Annotated in this window: 16 protein-coding genes; 8 read left to right on the forward strand and 8 right to left on the reverse strand. The window is 54.9% G+C overall.

Going from position 1 to position 18,620, the window contains the following annotated elements; genetic code table 11:
* Positions 1–123: 123 nt before the first annotated feature.
* On the reverse strand, positions 124–1,122 hold the full coding sequence (gene add, locus JK223_RS01670; protein ID WP_212712474.1) for an adenosine deaminase: 999 nt from the start codon (positions 1,120–1,122) through the stop codon (positions 124–126).
* Between the two features lie 230 nt (positions 1,123–1,352).
* Between add and JK223_RS01675 the strand changes: the two genes are divergently transcribed.
* Entirely contained in the window at positions 1,353–1,601 is a 249-nt protein-coding gene (locus JK223_RS01675) for a hypothetical protein (RefSeq protein WP_212712475.1), read from the forward strand.
* Positions 1,602–1,721: 120 nt separating this feature from the next.
* Here JK223_RS01675 and JK223_RS01680 read toward each other — a convergent pair whose 3' ends face one another.
* A complete protein-coding gene (locus JK223_RS01680; RefSeq protein WP_212712476.1) occupies positions 1,722–3,212 on the reverse strand; it encodes a YdgA family protein in 1,491 nt (496 codons plus the stop codon).
* Between the two features lie 411 nt (positions 3,213–3,623).
* Between JK223_RS01680 and fumC the strand changes: the two genes are divergently transcribed.
* Positions 3,624–5,033, forward strand: coding sequence for a class II fumarate hydratase (gene fumC, locus JK223_RS01685; protein WP_212712477.1), 1,410 nt, complete (start codon positions 3,624–3,626; stop codon positions 5,031–5,033).
* Here the strand turns inward: fumC and tus are convergent.
* Positions 5,025–5,966 (reverse strand): DNA replication terminus site-binding protein, encoded by a 942-nt coding sequence (tus, locus tag JK223_RS01690; protein ID WP_212712639.1) that lies wholly within the window; start codon positions 5,964–5,966, stop codon positions 5,025–5,027. The genes fumC and tus overlap by 9 nt on opposite strands.
* Positions 5,967–6,154: 188 nt before the next feature.
* Here tus and JK223_RS01695 point away from each other — a divergent pair, with 188 nt between their 5' ends.
* From JK223_RS01695 to JK223_RS01715, 5 genes are all read left to right on the forward strand, one after another.
* A complete protein-coding gene (locus JK223_RS01695; RefSeq protein WP_212712478.1) occupies positions 6,155–7,084 on the forward strand; it encodes an ROK family protein in 930 nt (309 codons plus the stop codon).
* A gap of 111 nt (positions 7,085–7,195) precedes the next feature.
* Positions 7,196–7,690 (forward strand): Rrf2 family transcriptional regulator, encoded by a 495-nt coding sequence (locus tag JK223_RS01700; protein WP_212712479.1) that lies wholly within the window; start codon positions 7,196–7,198, stop codon positions 7,688–7,690.
* A gap of 177 nt (positions 7,691–7,867) precedes the next feature.
* Complete coding sequence (locus tag JK223_RS01705; protein ID WP_212712640.1) at positions 7,868–8,218, forward strand: helix-turn-helix domain-containing protein; 351 nt, start codon at positions 7,868–7,870, stop codon at positions 8,216–8,218.
* Positions 8,219–8,909: 691 nt separating this feature from the next.
* A complete protein-coding gene (locus tag JK223_RS01710; protein WP_212712480.1) occupies positions 8,910–9,380 on the forward strand; it encodes a ribonuclease domain-containing protein in 471 nt (156 codons plus the stop codon).
* Between the two features lies 1 nt (position 9,381).
* Entirely contained in the window at positions 9,382–9,693 is a 312-nt protein-coding gene (locus tag JK223_RS01715; RefSeq protein WP_212712481.1) for a barstar family protein, read from the forward strand.
* Here the strand turns inward: JK223_RS01715 and JK223_RS01720 are convergent.
* From JK223_RS01720 to JK223_RS01730, 3 genes are all read right to left on the reverse strand, one after another.
* The gene (locus JK223_RS01720) at positions 9,685–12,606 is read right to left on the reverse strand and encodes a virulence factor SrfB (protein ID WP_212712482.1); all 2,922 of its coding nucleotides are present in this window, start codon (positions 12,604–12,606) and stop codon (positions 9,685–9,687) included. The genes JK223_RS01715 and JK223_RS01720 overlap by 9 nt on opposite strands.
* On the reverse strand, positions 12,606–13,823 hold the full coding sequence (locus JK223_RS01725; RefSeq protein ID WP_212712483.1) for an SrfA family protein: 1,218 nt from the start codon (positions 13,821–13,823) through the stop codon (positions 12,606–12,608). The genes JK223_RS01720 and JK223_RS01725 overlap by 1 nt, the downstream gene beginning before the upstream one ends.
* Positions 13,824–13,975: 152 nt before the next feature.
* Entirely contained in the window at positions 13,976–15,235 is a 1,260-nt protein-coding gene (locus JK223_RS01730) for a benzoate/H(+) symporter BenE family transporter (RefSeq protein WP_212712484.1), read from the reverse strand.
* A 951-nt stretch (positions 15,236–16,186) separates the two neighbouring features.
* On the opposite strand from JK223_RS01730, the gene JK223_RS01735 reads away from it, so the two are divergent.
* Positions 16,187–16,660, forward strand: coding sequence for a hypothetical protein (locus JK223_RS01735; RefSeq protein WP_212712485.1), 474 nt, complete (start codon positions 16,187–16,189; stop codon positions 16,658–16,660).
* A 162-nt stretch (positions 16,661–16,822) separates the two neighbouring features.
* On the opposite strand, the gene JK223_RS01740 is transcribed toward JK223_RS01735, so the two are convergent.
* Together JK223_RS01740 and JK223_RS01745 are read right to left on the reverse strand one after the other, a co-directional pair.
* The gene (locus JK223_RS01740) at positions 16,823–17,149 is read right to left on the reverse strand and encodes a hypothetical protein (RefSeq protein ID WP_212712486.1); all 327 of its coding nucleotides are present in this window, start codon (positions 17,147–17,149) and stop codon (positions 16,823–16,825) included.
* A 272-nt stretch (positions 17,150–17,421) separates the two neighbouring features.
* Positions 17,422–18,072 (reverse strand): LexA family transcriptional regulator, encoded by a 651-nt coding sequence (locus JK223_RS01745; protein WP_212712487.1) that lies wholly within the window; start codon positions 18,070–18,072, stop codon positions 17,422–17,424.
* Between the last annotated feature and the right edge of the window lie 548 nt (positions 18,073–18,620).

Genomic DNA, 18,620 nt, shown 5'->3' on the forward strand with positions numbered 1-18,620 from the left:
ACAACCGCGTTAAATCTTTTGCCGCGGGGTATCGCACTCAGAATTAAATTATTGAACAATTACACAGCAATCTGCCGGCGGAAAACGATAACGGCCCCGGAAAGCAGGGCCGTTAACGGCAACTTAAGCAGCCACCTTGCGGCGCAGTGCCTGTTTTTCGTCAGCACTCAAAAACGCCATATACAAGCCGTTTTCCTGTGCCTGACGAATTTCGGCGGCATTCAGACCGGCAGCCGGAGCAGCCACCTGATATTCATGCGGTAATTCAATGCCCTGAACTGCAGGGTCATCGGTGTTAATACAGGCCATGACACCGTGCTGCAGGAACTGTTTTAGCGGATGAACGTCCAGTGACGCGACGGTACTGGTCTGTATATTGGACGTCAGGCAGGATTCAATACCGATCCCATGTTCAGCCAGATAATCCATCAGTGCCGGGTCCTGTATGGCTTTAACCCCGTGACCAATACGTTCTGCACCCAGCTCGCGGATAGCCTGCCAGATACTTTCCGGACCAGCCGATTCGCCGGCATGGACGGTCACACGGAAACCGGCATCACGGGCGCGGGTGAAGTGAGTCAGGAACTGATCGCCCGGGAAGCCCAGCTCATCGCCGGCCAGATCGACGGCGGTGATATGGTCGCGGTGCGCCAGTAACCCTTCCAGTTCCTGCAGACAGGCTCTATCACCGAAAGTCCGGCTCATAATACCGATCAGTCTGACCTGGACACCGTACTGCTGGCAGCCCTGACGGACGCCTTCGATGACGGCTTCCACCACACCTTCTACCGGCAGTCCGTGACTCATCGCCATATAGCCGGGTGAAAAACGGAGTTCAGCATAATGGATACCGGCCTGCGCGAGATCGGCCACATTTTCCAGTGCTACCCGCCGACAGGCATCCAGACTGCCTAAGACTTTGACACCCCAGTCGAGTTTTTGCAGAAAGCTGACCAGGTCCGGTTGAGTAGACATCACCTGAACATGGGGCAGCAGAGAGGCAAGATCATTGGCGGGTAAGGCAATATTAAATTCTCTGCCCAGCTCAAGGATAGTGTTGGCTCTGATGTTACCGTCGAGGTGACGGTGGAGGTCTGTCAGGGGAAGTGTGGTATCGATCATCGTGCACCCGGATTAGTTTAAAAAAGTGCGACACATTATAAAAATATCCGGGGGTAAAAGGCCAGAGATTTACTTTCTCTTTAGGTCATAGTTAAGGTTATCTGACTGAAAAACAGACCATTATAATCCTAAAGGCCTTATTTATCGTATGGTTACTTCGATTAATATATTCGATTGAATAGATAAATGTTTCGCAATATAGTAATGGAGGTCAATCGGGGGTCAGTAAAATGTTAAAAGATTATCTTAAAATTGATGAAGGCGACCAGCTGGAACATGCTGACGTTGTTAAGCTGAAAAATCGTGGTCAGGAAGAAGTCAATCAATGGATTATCGTGGGTAAAGACGGTGCACAAAAGGGTACTGTTTCACTCTCTGACAAACTGAATTGCCGGCGTTCTTATTCAGCCAATTACCGTATCACCCAGCGTGATTTAAGCGGCAGGATTGTGGTTGACCGCCTGACGGATGCACTGTAAACATCTCCGCTAACGACTGAAACTTGTCAGTCCGCGAGTTAAAAAAAACGAATCCACAGGGATTCGTTTTTTTATGGACAGAACCTCAGACGCTGTCTGCCAGCGCCTGAACCTTCCGTATCACTCGCCGGCGGCCGGGCCTGCCGGAACATACTGCTGAATAAACTGTTCCAGCGGCATTTTCTGGCTATTCACCGTCACATCGCCCTGGCTGTATTGCAGCGAAGACACAATATTGTCTCCCTGAACGGTCGCCAGATGGAACATTTCACCCATCGCGGATAACCCCTGAATCTGTTGCACAGCCAGTTTACCGGCATCTTCAATGCTGTATCCCTGAGACTGTCCGATGATCGTCAGTAATTGCTGAGCCATCGGCTTATTCACTGACAGGGTGACATTCAGATTTTTCATATAACCATCGGCGACCTGGCCCAGCGATTGCGGTGCAGTGGTCACGGTAGACGGGTCATTAAAGTCGGCTTTCAGCGAGAAGCGGCTTTCGCCTTTCTCATTTTTCAGCGTCAGAGAATCGACAGACAGCTCCGGCGCGCCTTTCAGGATCAGCGGCAGATTCTGCAGAATGGTCTGATTCACAGACTGCTGCATTGCCTGAGGATCGTCCTGTTTACCGCTGGCGATATCGGCCAGGTTCTGTTTCACCACGGCGTTATAATTGTCATAGAACTGTTTTACCGAGGCGGTATCGAAATTATTCAGCGACACGGTCAACGCCGCACTGCCCAGGGTTTGCTGCTTCAGCTGCACTTTATCGACAACATAATTGATTTTACCGCCTGTCTTGCCGGCATTGTTATCGAAATCGCTGTTCATATTGACGCCGGACACCGAGAGCACCGGCTGACCATTGACCGCGGTAGACAGCGATTTCAGGGTCAGCGCCTGGTTGCCCAGTCGCAAGCCTTCCGGGCTGAGGTGAGTATCACCGGAGAAATCAAGCCCGGCAATAGTCATATCTACCGGCAGATTGCTGTCATTTTTAAACTGTGCTGTTACGTCGCCGACATCGGCGCTGAAACGGATGTTATTCTGCTGACCGTCTGCCGCCAGATTAAAGACCGAAGGCTGTGCTGAAATTTTTCCGGTGCTGTCGGTATAATTCAGTGCAGTGACGTCGATGGCCGTCGCACTGGATTTATCATAGCCGAGGCGGGTTTCTGCACTGAGCGGCGAATGTCCGTCACTCAGGCTGAACAATCCCTTCACCGTATCATTATTCACCAGTTCAGAATGTACTGAGGCGGCCGCCGGGATCAGGTTCAGGTGTTTCAGCTGTGACAGCGGGAACGGCCCGTGATCGATGGATTCACTGAAAATCACTTTCTGACCAGCGGCCAGAGGATCATCCTGGCTTGCGTTAGCAGCACCCTGTAAAACCAGTTGTACATGTGAACTGAAAATACCGCGACGGAAATCCTGCTGAGTCAGCACAAGGTGACTGTCCGGCAGGTATTGGCTAATCTGCTGATTCGCGTTATCCACCAGCTGACCCATGTTAGCTTCTATCTGTTTGCCGGTGTACCAGGCGGTACCCGTCCAAACCACACCCAGTGCAATAACCACACCCAGAGCAATTTTTGTCTTCTTCATCACCGAGTTGTCCTTTTATCTCTAAATTTCAGCCTCTGACCCGTGAATACCGCCTATTGCTGTTCCCGGGCTGCCCGCTTTCCCGCCGGATCGGCGCCGGGATATCCGGTCGTCAGAAGACTCATAGTTCACGGATTTTCCGTCGTTCAGTGATAACGATAGCATTTTTTCAGGCACAAGCCGAACAGAAGCTGAACGCCAGAGGCGTAAGGGCGGTCTGGCTTTTCCCCGGGGCCGGGGTTGCGGAGGTAGCAGGATGTTCTACGGTTAGAGATAAATAACCGCACCCGGTGATAAAGCCTGCCGGCGGGCAGGTGCATAATGTTAAAGAATTGTTTCCTTATAACGCGGCGGCGTTGTGCCTGAAATAATTCGTCCCGAAATTCTTATCCGTATAATCAGGAGAGTGACATGGCAGTTCAGCGAATTGAAAAAGATTCAATGGGTGAAATTGAAGTTCCGGCCAGCCAGCTTTGGGGGGCACAGACCCAGCGTTCTCTGGAGCATTTCCGTATATCCTCGGAAAAAATGCCGAAAGCCCTGATCGACGCCTTGGCCATTACCAAACGTGCTGCAGCCGTCGTCAATGAGTCGCTGACGCTTTTGCCGGCCGAAAAAAGTCAGGCAATTATCGCCGCCACCGATGAAGTGCTGGCCGGGAAACATGATACGGAATTTCCGCTGGCTGTCTGGCAAACCGGCTCCGGCACCCAGACCAACATGAACATGAATGAGGTTCTGGCGAACCGTGCCAGCGAACTGCTGGGCGGTGAGCGTGGAATGTCACGCCTGATCCATCCGAATGATGATGTGAATAAAAGCCAGAGTTCTAACGATGTGTTCCCGACGGCGATGCATATTGCGGCAGTGATAGCTCTGCATAACACACTGAGTGTTCAGCTCGGGAAAATCATAGCGGTGCTGCAACAGAAATCCCGGGCCTTTGCGGATATCGTGAAAATCGGCCGCACACATCTGCAGGACGCCACGCCCCTGACGCTGGGCCAGGAGATCTCCGGCTGGGTCGCGATGCTGCAGCATAATCAGCGTCATCTGGAGAACAGCCTGCCTCATCTTTCCGAGCTGGCTCTGGGCGGCACGGCCGTCGGTACAGGGTTAAACACGCATCCGCAGTATGCGGTCAAAGTTGCCACTGAGGTGGCGGCCTTTACCGGGCTGCCTTTTGTTACTGCCCCGAATAAATTTGAAGCACTGGCTGGCTGTGACGCACTGGTACATGCCCACGGCGCACTGAAAGGGCTGGCCGCTTCGCTGATGAAAATTGCGAATGATGTCCGCTGGCTTGCTTCAGGGCCGCGGTGCGGGATCGGCGAACTTTCGATACCGGAAAACGAACCAGGCAGTTCTATTATGCCAGGTAAAGTCAACCCGACACAGTGTGAAGCGATGACCATGTTGTGTTGTCAGGTGATGGGCAACGATGTGGCAATCAATATCGGGGGAGCCTCCGGTAATTTTGAACTGAATGTCTACCGGCCGATGATTATTCACAACTTTCTGCAGTCGGTCAGGTTGCTGGCAGACGGGATCGATAGCTTCACCCGCCATTGTGTGGAAGGTATTGAACCTAACCGGCCACGCATAGAACAGTTACTTAATGACTCCCTGATGCTGGTGACAGCCCTCAACACTCATATCGGCTATGATAAAGCCGCTGACATTGCCAAAACAGCGCATAAGCAAGGGCTGACCCTGAAAGCGGCGGCTTTACAGCTGGGTTACCTGAGTGAAGACGAGTTTGACCAGTGGGTCAGGCCGCAGGATATGGTCGGCAACCTGAAAGCATCACATTCAGACTGAGCGCGCATCCGCCTGCGGATCCAGCCACAGCCAGAGCCGTGGGATGAGTAACGTCATCGCACGGGCTGCAGGTTTGTGACGGTGAGTGATGCTGTTCTGATCATAATCATTCAGTTCTCCGGTCACGGGGATGCGCCGCGATTCACTGCAAAACAATAACGGTGTCGGGCAGGGCAGTTGTCGCTGTTTACGGCTGCCTTCCTCGCGCAACCGGGCAATGGGCTGAACTTTCACCGGACGCTTGATCTTCAGGGGAGCATCTGCCGGCAACGATAACAGGGTTTCCAGTTCCTGTGAGACTTTTTCGGCCCACTGTTCCCGCGTCCACGGCGCACGTGCCCGTCCGGCCTTCAGGCTTTTTTCCAGTTGCTGACAGATATCATCCCGGGTCACTTTTTTAATAATATGCTTATTTGCCCAGCCAAAATGAACCGAAGCCGGGGCCGGTTCCAGAGTGACAGAACGATAGGCATTCAGGGTAATCAGCCCCGGAAAATGCTGGTGGACAAACGGGAAACGGGCCTCGGAGGGCAGGCCGGAATCGCGGGTGATCAGTCTTTCCAGGTGTTGTTTCAGCCGGTTTATTTCGCCGGTCTGGTCCTGTAAAGCGCTGAGGCAGGCTTTATCTGCCTGGAAAAAAAGCGCACCGGGCAGCCTGACCGCAGAGCGGGTACTCAGGCTTTCGGACTGCTGTTGCATAAACAGTAATTTCAGATGTTCCAGCGCCAGCCGTCGTGCGGTAGTACCGCTATAGGGATGAACCGGAATCGTCTCCAGAGGGCGTTGTTCATCACCTTTTTTCACCCCCGGCAGGGTGAACACACGAGCGGCCAGCAAGGGCAGGGCTTCCAGCACGGCGGTCAGTTCGCCCAGCCGCTGCTCCATTTCATCAATACACTGTCGCATTTCAGAGACCAGGGTATAGCGCATCAGACACTCCTCCGTTTAATTGTTCGTTTAGTTACAACATACTATTGTCGGTGCCGATACAGAGAAATGCAAGTCTGTGCGGTTTTCGTGGTCAGTCAGGCCATCGCGGCCTCTGAGGGCGATGACGGATACCCCCCGCGGAATATTCCCTTTATACTGCGGCCGGAGAATTGGCCGGACGGGGAGAGATAATGAACAAAGCAGTCATGTGTTTCGATGTGGGCGGAAGTTTTATTAAGAGTGCGGTGTATCACGGAGATAACACCTTAACAGAGACCGGTAAGGTGACGATGCCGGCCGATGACTGGCCAGCGTTCTGCCGGGCACTGCAGCAGTTACTGAATGCCGCCGCACCGTACCTGACAGAGGATTCACCGGTCGCTATTTCTGCAGCCGGTGTGGTTGACCCGCGCGCCGACACCATACTGGCCGGAAATATTCCGGCGTTTCGCGGACGAACCGTCGCGCGTGAGCTGAGTGCCTTTTTACAGCGTCAGGTGGTGATAGCCAATGATGCTGACTGTTTTACTCTGGCAGAGGCCTCAGCCGAGCGAGGTGAGGGCCAGTCTGTTCTGCTGGGAATTATCCTCGGCAGTGGTGTTGGCGGGGGGCTGGTCATTAATCAGCAAATCATCAGCGGTCCCGGCGGGCTGACCGGTGAGTGGGGGCACGGGCCGATCACGAGGACAGAGTTCGACTACCAGGGACAGATCCTGCATCTGCCTCGTTTGCGCTGTGGCTGCGGGCAGATCGGTTGTCTGGATACGCTGGGCGGGGCCAGAGGGCTGGAGCGCCTGTATCAGCATCTGCTGGGACGCCCCGCAGACAGCCGGGCCATTATTGAACAGTGGCTGAATCACTCCGCGGATGCCCTGAAGGTGGTGACCCTTTGGAGCCAGCTGGTCAGTGAAGTGCTGGCGGTGGTGGTAAATACCCTCGGGCCGGACAGGATCGTCGCCGGGGGCGGCCTGGCTTCTGTGCCGGAACTGATGGCCCGGCTGGATGAGGACCTGAGGGCCAGGATATTACGTCCCTGCCGGGGAGCAATTATCGAACAAGCCCGGTATCAGCAGCAGGGCGGTTTACTGGGCGCCGGCAGACTGGCGAGGGGGCTGACTTAAAGTTCTGTGCGGTGCAGGCCGGGGCTTGCTTCTCACGTCAGGGATAGTTTGTTAAACTTGATGATGTTTCAGACTGTAATTTTATAAGTATCACCTCTCAGAGGAACCGGAATGTTAGACTATCGCTTTCCTACAGCACTACAGATGGTACTGAGTGTTGCTATGGCAGAGCAGCACGGAAAACGCTCGACCAGTGCTATCCTCGCGCAGGGCATGGAATCGAACCCCAGCCTGATCCGCAAACTGATGGTGCCCTTAACCCGTGATGGCATTATTGCCACCACCCTCGGGCGTACCGGATCTATCCACCTGGCCCGCCCGGCTGAGGATATTTCGCTGCGCGATATCTATCTGTCGGTGACGGATGAGAAGAAGCTGCTGAATTCACGCCCGGATGTGAAGAAACCCTGCTGCGTGGTCAGTGCCAATGTCTGCTGGTATTTCAAATCATTGGCCGAAGAAGCAGAACAGGCATCACTGAATGTGCTGGCGAAACGCTCGGTCGCCGATGCGCTGGCCGAAATCACCGTACGTGCACAAGCAAAGCCACCTGCGGCAGAACATCACCCTGCAGATAATCACGTCAGCGAAATTCCCGACAGTTAATATCCCCGTGACAGCAGCTATCCTTCTGTTGTCACGGTACTTTTCCCGTACTGACCCAATATCCCCGCCCATTGTAAGGCATTTAATGCAACTATAATGTTTGCATTTTAGCGATTATTGGCGCACCATTAAATGCAACTGCAACAGATACTATTTCTTTAAGTCCGGATGGAGAGACTGATGAACAGCGCTTTTTTCAACGACCTGATCAGCTGGATCGATAATCACATTGAAAACCGGTTAAACCTGGATCTGGTAGCGGAACGGGCCGGTTACTCAAAATGGCATTTACAACGGATGTTTAAAGAACACACGGGTTATGCCCTCGGTGAATACATTCGTAAGAAAAAGCTGGAAAAATCAGCCTGCCGACTGACGTCCACCAATGATCCTATTCTGACCGTAGCTATCTCGATGGGGTTTGATTCGCAGCAATCGTTCAATCGTAGCTTTAAGCGGGAATTTGGTATGGCGCCCGGCACCTGGCGTCGTTCCTCGACGCACAGCAGCCCGCAATACCTGCATTAATCCGTTACGGCATCCGCCGTCTCCCCGGCAGCTTCCCGCTGACATATTATGCGCCACACCAGGGCAACCATAATGTCAGCGACGCCTGCCGGCGGTATCTGCTCTCCCGTGCCCCTGTTCATCTCTGACATTTCCTCCCTGTGTATGTCCAGTGAGGTAAACGTCATTCGTTATGAGCCTGATCCGGCAGCGGCAGGCGATAGTGGGGGAGACGGGAGGGCCTTAAGGTGGTCTGTTGCCGGTACCGTGGTCTGCCTGAGAGGGCTGTCTATTCTCTGCCGGCAGCGATCAAACCAGACATATATCTATGCCCGTGATTTCCTGAGCCTGCCATTGCTTTGCGCATATCCCTCGTGTCGTGACCAAATCTGACGAACTGTATTCCTCCGTGGCCTGGCCCGATATCTGCATTTATGCCTGTGACTTCCGGCACCGGCCAGGGCTTTGCGCATATCCTTTGTGAGCGGGTCTGAAGGGGGGATTTATCCCAGGCCCGGTACCGCCGGAGGTAAAATATGTTGTCACCGCCGCAGAGGGGAAACTTCTAAGGGGTCATCCGGGCTGCTGATCTGCCGCACCTTCGTCAGCAGGCCGGGTGTTTCAGGGTTTTCACTACGCTGATACAGAACCAACGCTGACAGCCGGTACAGATTAAAGGTATAGTCATCCCGTTCTGTTTAAGGGAATGATTATGTCTAAGAAACTTTGGGGCGCATTAGTTATCGCCCTGATTGCCAGCTGGCTCGGAATTAAACCTGCGTTACATAACCCGTCAACGGCAGCGACCACGGTGCGTACACACAGTGCAGAACCGGGCGCAGCCAGTGATATCACCGAAGCGACTTCACCACAGACAGTGGCGGCCTGGATCCACCAGTACCATCGGTTACCGGACTACTACGTGAGAAAAGGGGAAGCCCGTCATGATGGCTGGGATCCTGCCCGGGCTAATCTGTGTGACGTTCTGCCTGGCAAAGCCATCGGTGGTGACCATTTCTCTAACCGCGAAGGGCGGCTGCCGGATGCCGCGGGGCGGCGCTGGTATGAAGCGGATGTCAATTACCGCTGCGGACACCGTAATGCAGATCGTCTGCTTTATTCGTCTGACGGGATGGTCTATCTGACGACCGACCACTATCGGACTTTTACAAGGATCCCCTGAAATGCTGACGATAGTCTTCGATTTCCGCGAACTCACCAGCCGGACTGCGTTTTATCACCATCTGGTGCAGCACAGCCATTGCCCTCCGGCCTTCGGTAATAATCTGGATGCGCTGTGGGACTGGCTGACCGGTGGAATGACGCTACCGGCGGTGTTCCGGCTGGAGAATCTGTCCTGTGTGACCGATGAACTGACCCCGGTGCTGGCGGTGCTGCATGAAGCGTCCGCGGCGCTGGACGGCCGGTTATCCCTGGTGAGTGGAGCACCGGCCGGCGAAGTCAGTCTGCGGGATCGTCCGGCACCGTCAGACTGAGGGCGGATAGCCTGCAATACGTCCATCCTCCAGCCAGCAAAGGGCATCCGGGCAGTCAGACCCTTCCGGCAGGCTGAGTGTTATGCTGACCGTTGCCGCTGGCAGAACCTGTCCCCCGGCCACCGTCACCCGGGTCACCTCCGGCAGACGGCTGAACCGTCCCTGGTCATCCGCCTGCCAGTGTAATGTTACCCACAATCCCCGGGTGATGTCTTCGTCACTCAATCCGGCAGTCTCCGGCTGCAGGGTCAGCAGAGGTATGGCCGGGCCTGTTTCACTGTCCGCCCCCCTGAAGCCCAGTACTGTCCGGTGCTGCAAAAAGATCTCAAGTTGTGCGGTAGCATGGGCATCCGGGAATTCCGGTAACGAAAGTAATACCTCAGAAGCAGGGATCCTCCCGTTGTCGTTCATAACCCCCGTCACCCGCAGCAGGTTGACCTCGGGAAGTGTATGGGTGGCAAAGCAGCCGGCCAGCAATTTTCTGCGGGTGATTAACCGGTGTATTAAGGCACCGAGGACACTGCCGTATTTCCCGTGCGGTAACTTTCCTTCGCGACAGAACGGGACAATCTCGCTGATCGGCAGTCTGTCTGGTGTAATCACCCGTTCAGGAGGCAGCGAGAGGCCTCTCTCCAGTCGCTGCCGGATAAAGGGGAGTGTCGCATTGCCGCCGAAACAGAGGATAATATCCGGACGGTGTTCCGTGACGTTGTCACAAATGAGTGACAATAGCCGACTGAGTCGGCAGTTTTCTGCACTGAAAAACGTTTCAGCCTCCGCCATAGAAATGGTCAGCGGCATCTCTGTCGGGTCACAGACCGGCATGCATGCCGATAATTCACTCACCCTGGCGGAAAAATAGTTCACTACCTGCGGGTCGGGGGGGGCCGGCAGATACTCTGTCGCCTTGCCCTCCATCAGTGGCAATGATCTCTCCGCCTGCCGGTAGCGTTGCAGCAGTGTTATCGACAGCGGCCGCAGAAACTGAGTCACAAATTGTCTTCGCCAGCCATTATCACCGTCACAACTGACCCCGGGGGTGAATAGCTGACGGAGTACACCGGCAGGCCGCGCGATCCCTGACCGTTGCAGATGTTGTTCCAGTGCCGGCAGGAAAAACCATCGCGTGATATCCGTTAACAGTGATTCGCCGGCCACAGGATAGGCACCGCGATAACTATGAGTGCTCTGCAAGCCTCTCAGGCCGGGGCCGCTGACCTCTGCAAGCCGATAGCGGGTAACAGCAACCGTCAGTGAATCTGCCCCGCAATCAAGGGTAGCAATGCGGAGTTCCTGCGGGGTGCCGGTCAGGGAAGCGCGTTGCCACTGGCGTATCAGACCGGCACAGGGCTGGCGGGGATCCGCGGCGAGACAGAGTTGCTGATACAGCCAGAGCAACTGCCCGTAATTATTATCCCGCAGAATAATCTCCACCCGGCCCGGATCAATGGCGTCGTTTTGTTGTCCACTGGCCCGACCGCCGCTCAGTCGCTGATGAACCAGCGCCAGGGCCTGGCCGGTGAGCCGTTGAATTTTTGCTTTTTCGATGGCCGTGGTGGTCCCCGGCAGCACCAGCGTTACCGAACGGATCGCCCGAAAGCGGTGACTGTCCGGCATCTGCCGGCGGTGCTGCGGACTGTTTATCTGGATCAGCGTGTGGCTGAGCAGTTCACACAGCATAAACATCATCAGACTGGCGGGCGGAAAAGAGGCCTCCGTCACCGGAAAGCGGGTGCCGGGCGGTAAGTCACTCAGAAGTTCAGCCTGATCATTTAACAGGCAGGTAAACGGGGACAAAATGGCTTTGCCATGAAAGGGCTGGTGGTGCGGATACTCCCAGCCATTATGCAACGGTCTGTCATCCCGCAGCGCCCGGCAGGGGTTACTGACGCCCTGACGGCCATCACCGCAATATAACGGACGGGTCAGTTGCCGCGCTTCATCCCCGGTTCTGACCATCGAAGGCCAGCAAAAGGCATCTGCCCGGCCACTGGCGGCGGAAAATCCCCCCTGATCAAACGGGGATACGGCGAAGGCGATTTCACTGCTGAAACATCCTTCGCTAACGCGTGACGGCGCCGACAGCTGGCGGATCTTCAGCTCCCGGCTGTATTGCAGTCCATTATTCTCACCCGGGTGCTCTTCACTGATGACCCCGCAACTGCGGTTGTTACCGGTATCCAGGATCAGATCAACGGGGACAGGGTCGCGGGCGGTTTGCGCCGGAAAAATCACGACCGGCTCTTCTCCCAGCACGCGGTGGAAAAGCTCCAGCAGATTCAGATAGTGGGCCTGATGCGTAAAATCCCGGCGGTTATTTCTGTCAAAAGACGAGGCGGGCTCTGTCTGGCCGGCAGTTTCCTCCCTGAATACCGCCCGCAGCCAGTTATCCAGCCAGCGTTGTCGGATAAAACCGGCGATTTCCGTATCCTGCCAGCAAATCCCGAAGGTCCGCTGGTTATCGCAATCGCTGCTATCCGGTTGCAGCAACGGGTCTTCTCCCGTCGTGGTATCAAAGGCCAGGGAAAGCGTGCAGCAATCCGTTGCCGCATCCTCTCCGGCCGTGATAAACCCCCGTACCCAGTTAACCGGCCCCTGGCCATAGTGACCCGGGGAAAGACTGCGGAAAAAAGGTAACGGCAACCACACATTCCGGTAATGACGCAGACTGTCCTTCAGTCGGGCATGATATTCCGGACGGACGATCTCTTCACCGCGATGATCACCGTCCGGCAGAACAAAGCGGCCCGGACGGCCGGACTGATAAACACGAACTAAGGGGCCGGCTGCCGTCTGACGGACAAAGTATCTGTCGTGATCGCGCAGGGCAGGCGGCAGGGAAAAATCAGCAAACTGAATGCCGCTGTTCGCCAGCAGGACGAACCGCTGAGCCAGCAGGGAGCTTAATGACATTATTCAGGCTCCCTGGAGTAAAGGATAACCGGGCGGGGGGGCTGTTGATTATTCTCTGCAATGGTACAGGCTGCATTGTCACCTGAGCGGGTACAAAGTATATCGGGTACGGGCTGCCGGCGACCGTTGCTGCAGGTGGCCCGGTAACGGCTGCGCAATGAGAGTTTACCGGAGGGTAACCATCCGGCCTGGCTCTTCGCCTGACATCGGATGTTATTGCTGAGAGACATCACGACTGCTCCCTGACCATCTTTATAAGTAAAGCGGAGCCGTACAGACTGACCGCCGTTCTTCAGCAGGGCAAACCAGCGGCCATTCATAAAGCCGATATCGCCCGCTTTCTGCGCCTGCTCCGGTAACTTCAACCGCTCCGGCGGCGGTTTTTGCTGTGTCACCGGGGGCTTGTGCACCGTCGCGATGGGCTGCAGAACTGCCGGAGTCCGGGGAAGGTGGATTGCGATTAAAGTCTTTTGTGACGTTGTCACCTCCTCCGGGGCCGGTGGCTTAACTACGGCCGCTGGCGGCCCGGGCTGCGGGGGTAGCGGCAACTGACCAAAGCGTCGGGATACGCCATAGACGACCAGCAGCGTCAGCAATACCCCTGAAACCAGCGGTATCGCGTATCGGCGCCGGGACCGTCTGAACAACGGTGTCCGCCGGGTCATTACCTGTTCAGGGAGAGGGGCTGTAACCGTAAGATCGTGAGCCACCCCGATCACCGGCAGGTCTGGCGGTGATAACTGAATGGCCAGTTGTTGCAGTATCTCCTCCGCTCCGCCATCACTGCTTCGGAAGCCCCAGCCGGTGATCACCGGCTGGTTACCGGCCAGCCAGAGTGAGTCAGGCCCCGGAAAGCAGGCAATCTTATCGAGCAATTCGGCATAAAACAGCCCTGCCGGATACCCGGAGTTCAGGCACTGCTCACGGAGTGCCTGCAGGCGGGTAAAGGCTGACTGTAACAAACCAATGGCTTGCTGTTGGCGGGTTTCATTGGCCTCTTTCCAGGGGATCACCGGGCCTTCGAGCGGAGTAAACCACTCAGCGACCGCACTGTGCGGCCCTTTGACCGGGAGGGCGAAACAGGCGGCGATCTCCGGCATTCCCTGCAGTTGTAACAAGGCATGGAATTGATCGCTGTATTCAGTGACCGGCAGGCCGCGCAGTCCGGACGGGGCGCAGCCCCCGGGGGGGTGACCGGTAAGGAATGTATATGTCATTGAATGCCTTTCGCGGTGTAAGAAATTGCCAGCAAAATTACAGGCAGATATTACGCAGCCGGATACTCAGCAAAACGTGACATAAAACGATAAATTGACCGCCTTACCGGACCATTACCTGCCGTGCCGGCAAGGGGGGCGCAGGCGGGAGATCATTTTTTTACCCTGTGTCCGGCGCGGTTGCGACGGAACGGTTTTTGCCAGCGGTAACCGGAGGGCCGGGACGGACGATGTATAGTCACCACCCGCCGGCTAAGCAGAATATGGCACAGGCTGCCGCCAATCATCCCCCAGAAGGCAGGGCCGACACCGGCGAGAGAAACACCGGACGCAGTGATCAGGAAAGTCACTATCGCTGTATCCCGCTGTTCCGGGCGCTCCAGGCAACGGTGCAGGCTGCCGGCCAGCGGGGTCAGTAAGGCCAGGCCGGCCACGGTATGGATAAAGACCGGAGGAAGTGTGCTGAACAGCACGGCAATCGCTGAGCCAAACACCCCGGTGACCAGATAGAACAGGCCGGCTATCGCCGCCGCCACCCAGCGCTGGTTACGCTGCGGGTGCACGTCTTCGCCCATACAGATGGCGGCAGTAATAGCGGCAATACACACCGAAAAACCGCCAAACGGAGAGAGTAACAGGGCAACCGCGCCGGTGAGGGTGGTGACCTGTGAGACCGGCACCGGATAGCCGTGAGCATTGAGGGTGGCGATGCCGGGGGCATTCTGAGAAGCCATACTGACCAGAAAATAGGGCAAACCGACACCCAGTAACAGCGGAATATTGATCGACGGGCTGATAAAAACCGGTGCCGACAGATGCCAGCTGACCCCTGACAGAGAGGTTTGTCCCTGAACGATGATCACCAATGCGCCGGTCAGCAGGGTGAAAAACACCGCATAACGGGGGGACCAGCGGCGTGCCAGCAGAAAACTCAGACACATCGCCAGACAGAGCGGTAAATTTTGCTGCAGTCCGCTGAAGGTCTGTAACCCGAAGTGCAACAGGATCCCCGCCAGCATCCCGGACGCGATAGAAGCGGGAATATAACGCATCAGTTTTGAAAACAGTCCGCTGACGCCACAGATAACGATCAGCAGATTAGTGAAGACAAACAGCCCGATAGTATCAGAGAGGCTGACGCCATTCAGGCTGGTCGCCAGCATAGCGGCGCCCGGGGTAGACCATGCGGTAAGGATTGGCATCCGGTAACGCAGAGAGAGGCCGAAAGAGGTGATCCCCATCCCGACGCCCAGCATACCCAGCCAGCTACCGGTTAATGCGGTATCTGCGCCGGCGGCGCGGGCAGCCTGGAAGATAATGGCGGCCGAACTGGCATAACCGATAAGTACGGCAACAGCGCCGGATATCACCATCGGTAAGGTAATGGCCGGTAAACGGGAATGCAGGGACATCAGTCAGACTCCGGGGTAAAGAGGAGCACAACATAGCATTGCCGCTATCCCCGGACAAGCGGTTCCATCGCCCGGCCATAGCCCCTGAGCGCACAGCTGATGCGGCTTACAGCCGGTCTTTGCCGACGGGGTACGATAGCGTGCCACAAGTATCCGGGGCTGCATTCTCCCGGTACATCGCTCCATGGTCTGGCGGTTAACTTCCTTTTCTGATTAAGTTATGGTGATGCGCAGGTTATCTGTGGTGACTGAAAAGGGAGTCTGACTGTCCGGCTCTGCCGGAAGGGAAAGGGCGTAAACCAGCTGTGTCGGGATTTACACCGAAATATTGCCGTCTGGCTGAAACCCTGACCTGACTCCTGACTCCTGACTCCTGACTCCTGACTCCTGACTCCTGACTCCTGACAGACGACAGCAGCAATGATATCGCTTGCCGGATTTCTCCGGGCGGGCAGTCACTGACAAAGTATGCATAATTTTCGTCAGTCAGGGCGGCGTTCCCCCGATACAGGGAGGTCGCTGAACGCTATCCTGAAAAACCCGGGTGCTGACTTTATAACGCTTGTACAGAATCTGTGTTGCCAAAGGGGGAACCCTTTATCAGCAGGTCAGATGTCGGGCACCTGAGTGCGTGTCGCTCAACTGCTGTTAAATGTTTTCCGGTACAGCGTTTTACCCTGACGGTTGTCCGTCTGACGCGCCGGCAATAAACTTTTCTTAATCTTTCGGTTCATCTCCCGCCGGTCAGCCTTCTGCTGAGAAGGGGATAATCCAGGCTGCAGCGGCATCTGACAGATATTCAGTGAATGGCATCAGGCCAGCTGTTCCCGCCGGAGACGGCTGCGAAAATGCTGTTCATCGCTTGCAGGATGATGTAGATATCCCTGTTAACGACAGTTTCAGGGCAAGGGTAAAGATAAAGATACCCCGGCCTGTTGCGCAGGAGCTTATTTGAAAATTATTGTTATGGATCTCGATGGAGTTATTTGCGATAGCAGTCATCGGGCACATCTGGTGCCGCCGGAAGACCAGCGCCATTGCAACGAAGCATGGCATCCGTTTGTGGCGGAATGCGTCAACGATGCACCAATTAATGCGGGTCTCACCATGCTGAACGCGTTACTCTGCACCTTCCCCGTTTTTATTATCACCAGCAGACAGGAAAACTTCAGTCAGCAGACCGGTCAGTGGCTGGAGGGCAGAATCTGCGGACGCCAGGCTCCTGAGATTATTTATCGCAGTAATGACGATCATCGTCCTCCGGCAGAGTTTAAACGTCACGCCTTACGGGATCTGAGGGCCCGGGGATACGAGATCCTGTTTGCGATTGATGATGATCCACAGATCGTTGAAATGTATCATCATGAAAAAATTGCTACTTTTCAGCCGGTTACCCGTTGTGCTTCGGTGGTACTGACTCCGTAGTCACGGAGAGATGACGCTGGCTCGCCGGAACGGATGTGTTCTCCCGGAGGTGACATCGGGACTGTCATGACCCGGCGGCAGGTCACCGCTACCGCTGGCGCTTTCCCTGTAATGTAAGGGTGCCGGAGTCTGCGGAAAGAAGCGGTTAACTTCTTAGTCATCCTATGCAGAGTCCGGCACTTTCCGTCGTTTTTCCCGTGCCTGACAGGTGATCACGGCGGAGGCTGGCGGTGACTGTCTTACCGGGCGGGTCCGGGGCGCGAAGGTCATGGCATAGGTCAGCATTTTCTGCCGGTACAATTGTAACTGTTCCGAACCGGCCGGCGTTATCGCACGTTCGGTATTCGGCCGTGTTTTGCGGCTCAGTGACAGGGAAGGGGAAGGGCGATGCAAAAGCTCTGTACTGTTACTGGCATCGCTTTGCAGCGCAGCACGGCGCTGGCGACGCCTGCCTGCGGCAGAGCCGTTAAAAGGGGTTTTGCGTGTCACTGTGACCTCCTGAAAATCAGATTTGCGAATTTTTGCCGGATAGCGCTGAAGATACCGGACCACCGTCTGCAGTCAGACCGTGCCATGGGGTGTATCCGATCAGTTCAGCCGCGACGAAAACCTGTTACAGGAATAACTTAAGTAATCTTAAGTTATGGTGCAACTATTATTTTAAGTAAAGAATTATTCAAAGTTCCGGTTAATTTAAGAAACCGTAAAATCAGCGCAAAAAAAAACCCGCCAGTGGCGGGTCGATCCGGACTCGGGACAGATTATCTCCGTCGCCGGTATTTACGATGCTCCATCATGGTGCCGACAATGCGGATTTCCGAAGAATCGGATCGGAGTACCGGATAATCATCATTCAACGGAACCAGTTCAAAAACTTCATTGCCAGCGATGATCCCGCGGGGGCGATATTTTTTGAATAACGCTTCGTCTTCACCGTTTTTTGCAACAACAAAATCCCCGGGCAGCGGGAAAACATTGGGATCAATCACCACCGCATCCCCTTCGCTGAATTCAGGCTCCATAGAGCAGCCTTTTATAATCAGGGTGAATGCGGATGACGATAAGTCCAGATTCGTCTGCAAGTACTCTATGTTACCCTCCAGGCTCCTTATCGACGACTCAGGGGTCCATTCTCCCGCCTGAACGTAGCTGATCACAGGAATATGTCTGATATCAGCATGCGCAGGCTCGACGTTAGAGGCGGAATTCTCTCCATAGAGCAGAAATTCAGGTACACACCCCATTGCCTGTGATAGCGCAATCAGATTCTCCCCTTTGGGACTGGTTTTATCATCTTCCCATTGTGAGATAGCACCGCCTTTCACCCCGATTTTACTCCCGAGGGCGGCCTGAGTGAGCCTGAGCTCTTTTCTGCGCTTACGGATACGCATGCCGATGGTTTCATTTTTCATATTAAGTTATCTTAAATTATCTTGACTTAAGATTCCTTCATCTTTACATTTAAAGAAAACTTAAGATGAGGTGGCCTGATACAATTACGCAGCCTCATCACAGGAGGACCCGGTCAGCAGACTCTGTTTGCACGGCATCTGGTGATCCTGCCCGGAGGAAAGATAAAAAGATAACCTACAGGATTTATCTGCTCTTTAACAACGGCTTCCGCCTGCGTCGCTGAAAAGCGAAATCTATCAACGCCGGGTCCGGGCTTCTCTGACCCTGCCCGGCGAGTGCCACGGAGAAGGCTTCTTTAGCCTTCACAGACATTATTTAAGCCTGATGATTATCCTGGTGATAAAAATAAGCGGCATAATACTTTCATAGCTCTTTGTTTTCAGGGAAAGTATTTTCCGATGCGAATTGTCTTTAAATACAACAAATCAATAAGTTGGCATGTTAATAAGGTTGACCCGGCCCGCTTTTGGGGGGTAGATATAAGGGTCCGGCGACGACACCCAGAAAATACTGAGTGGGTTGCCGGGGGATGTTCCCCATGATTCAG

The organism is Tatumella sp. JGM118 (assembly GCF_018257515.1).
GTDB classification, from domain to species: Bacteria; Pseudomonadota; Gammaproteobacteria; order Enterobacterales; family Enterobacteriaceae; genus Tatumella; species Tatumella terrea.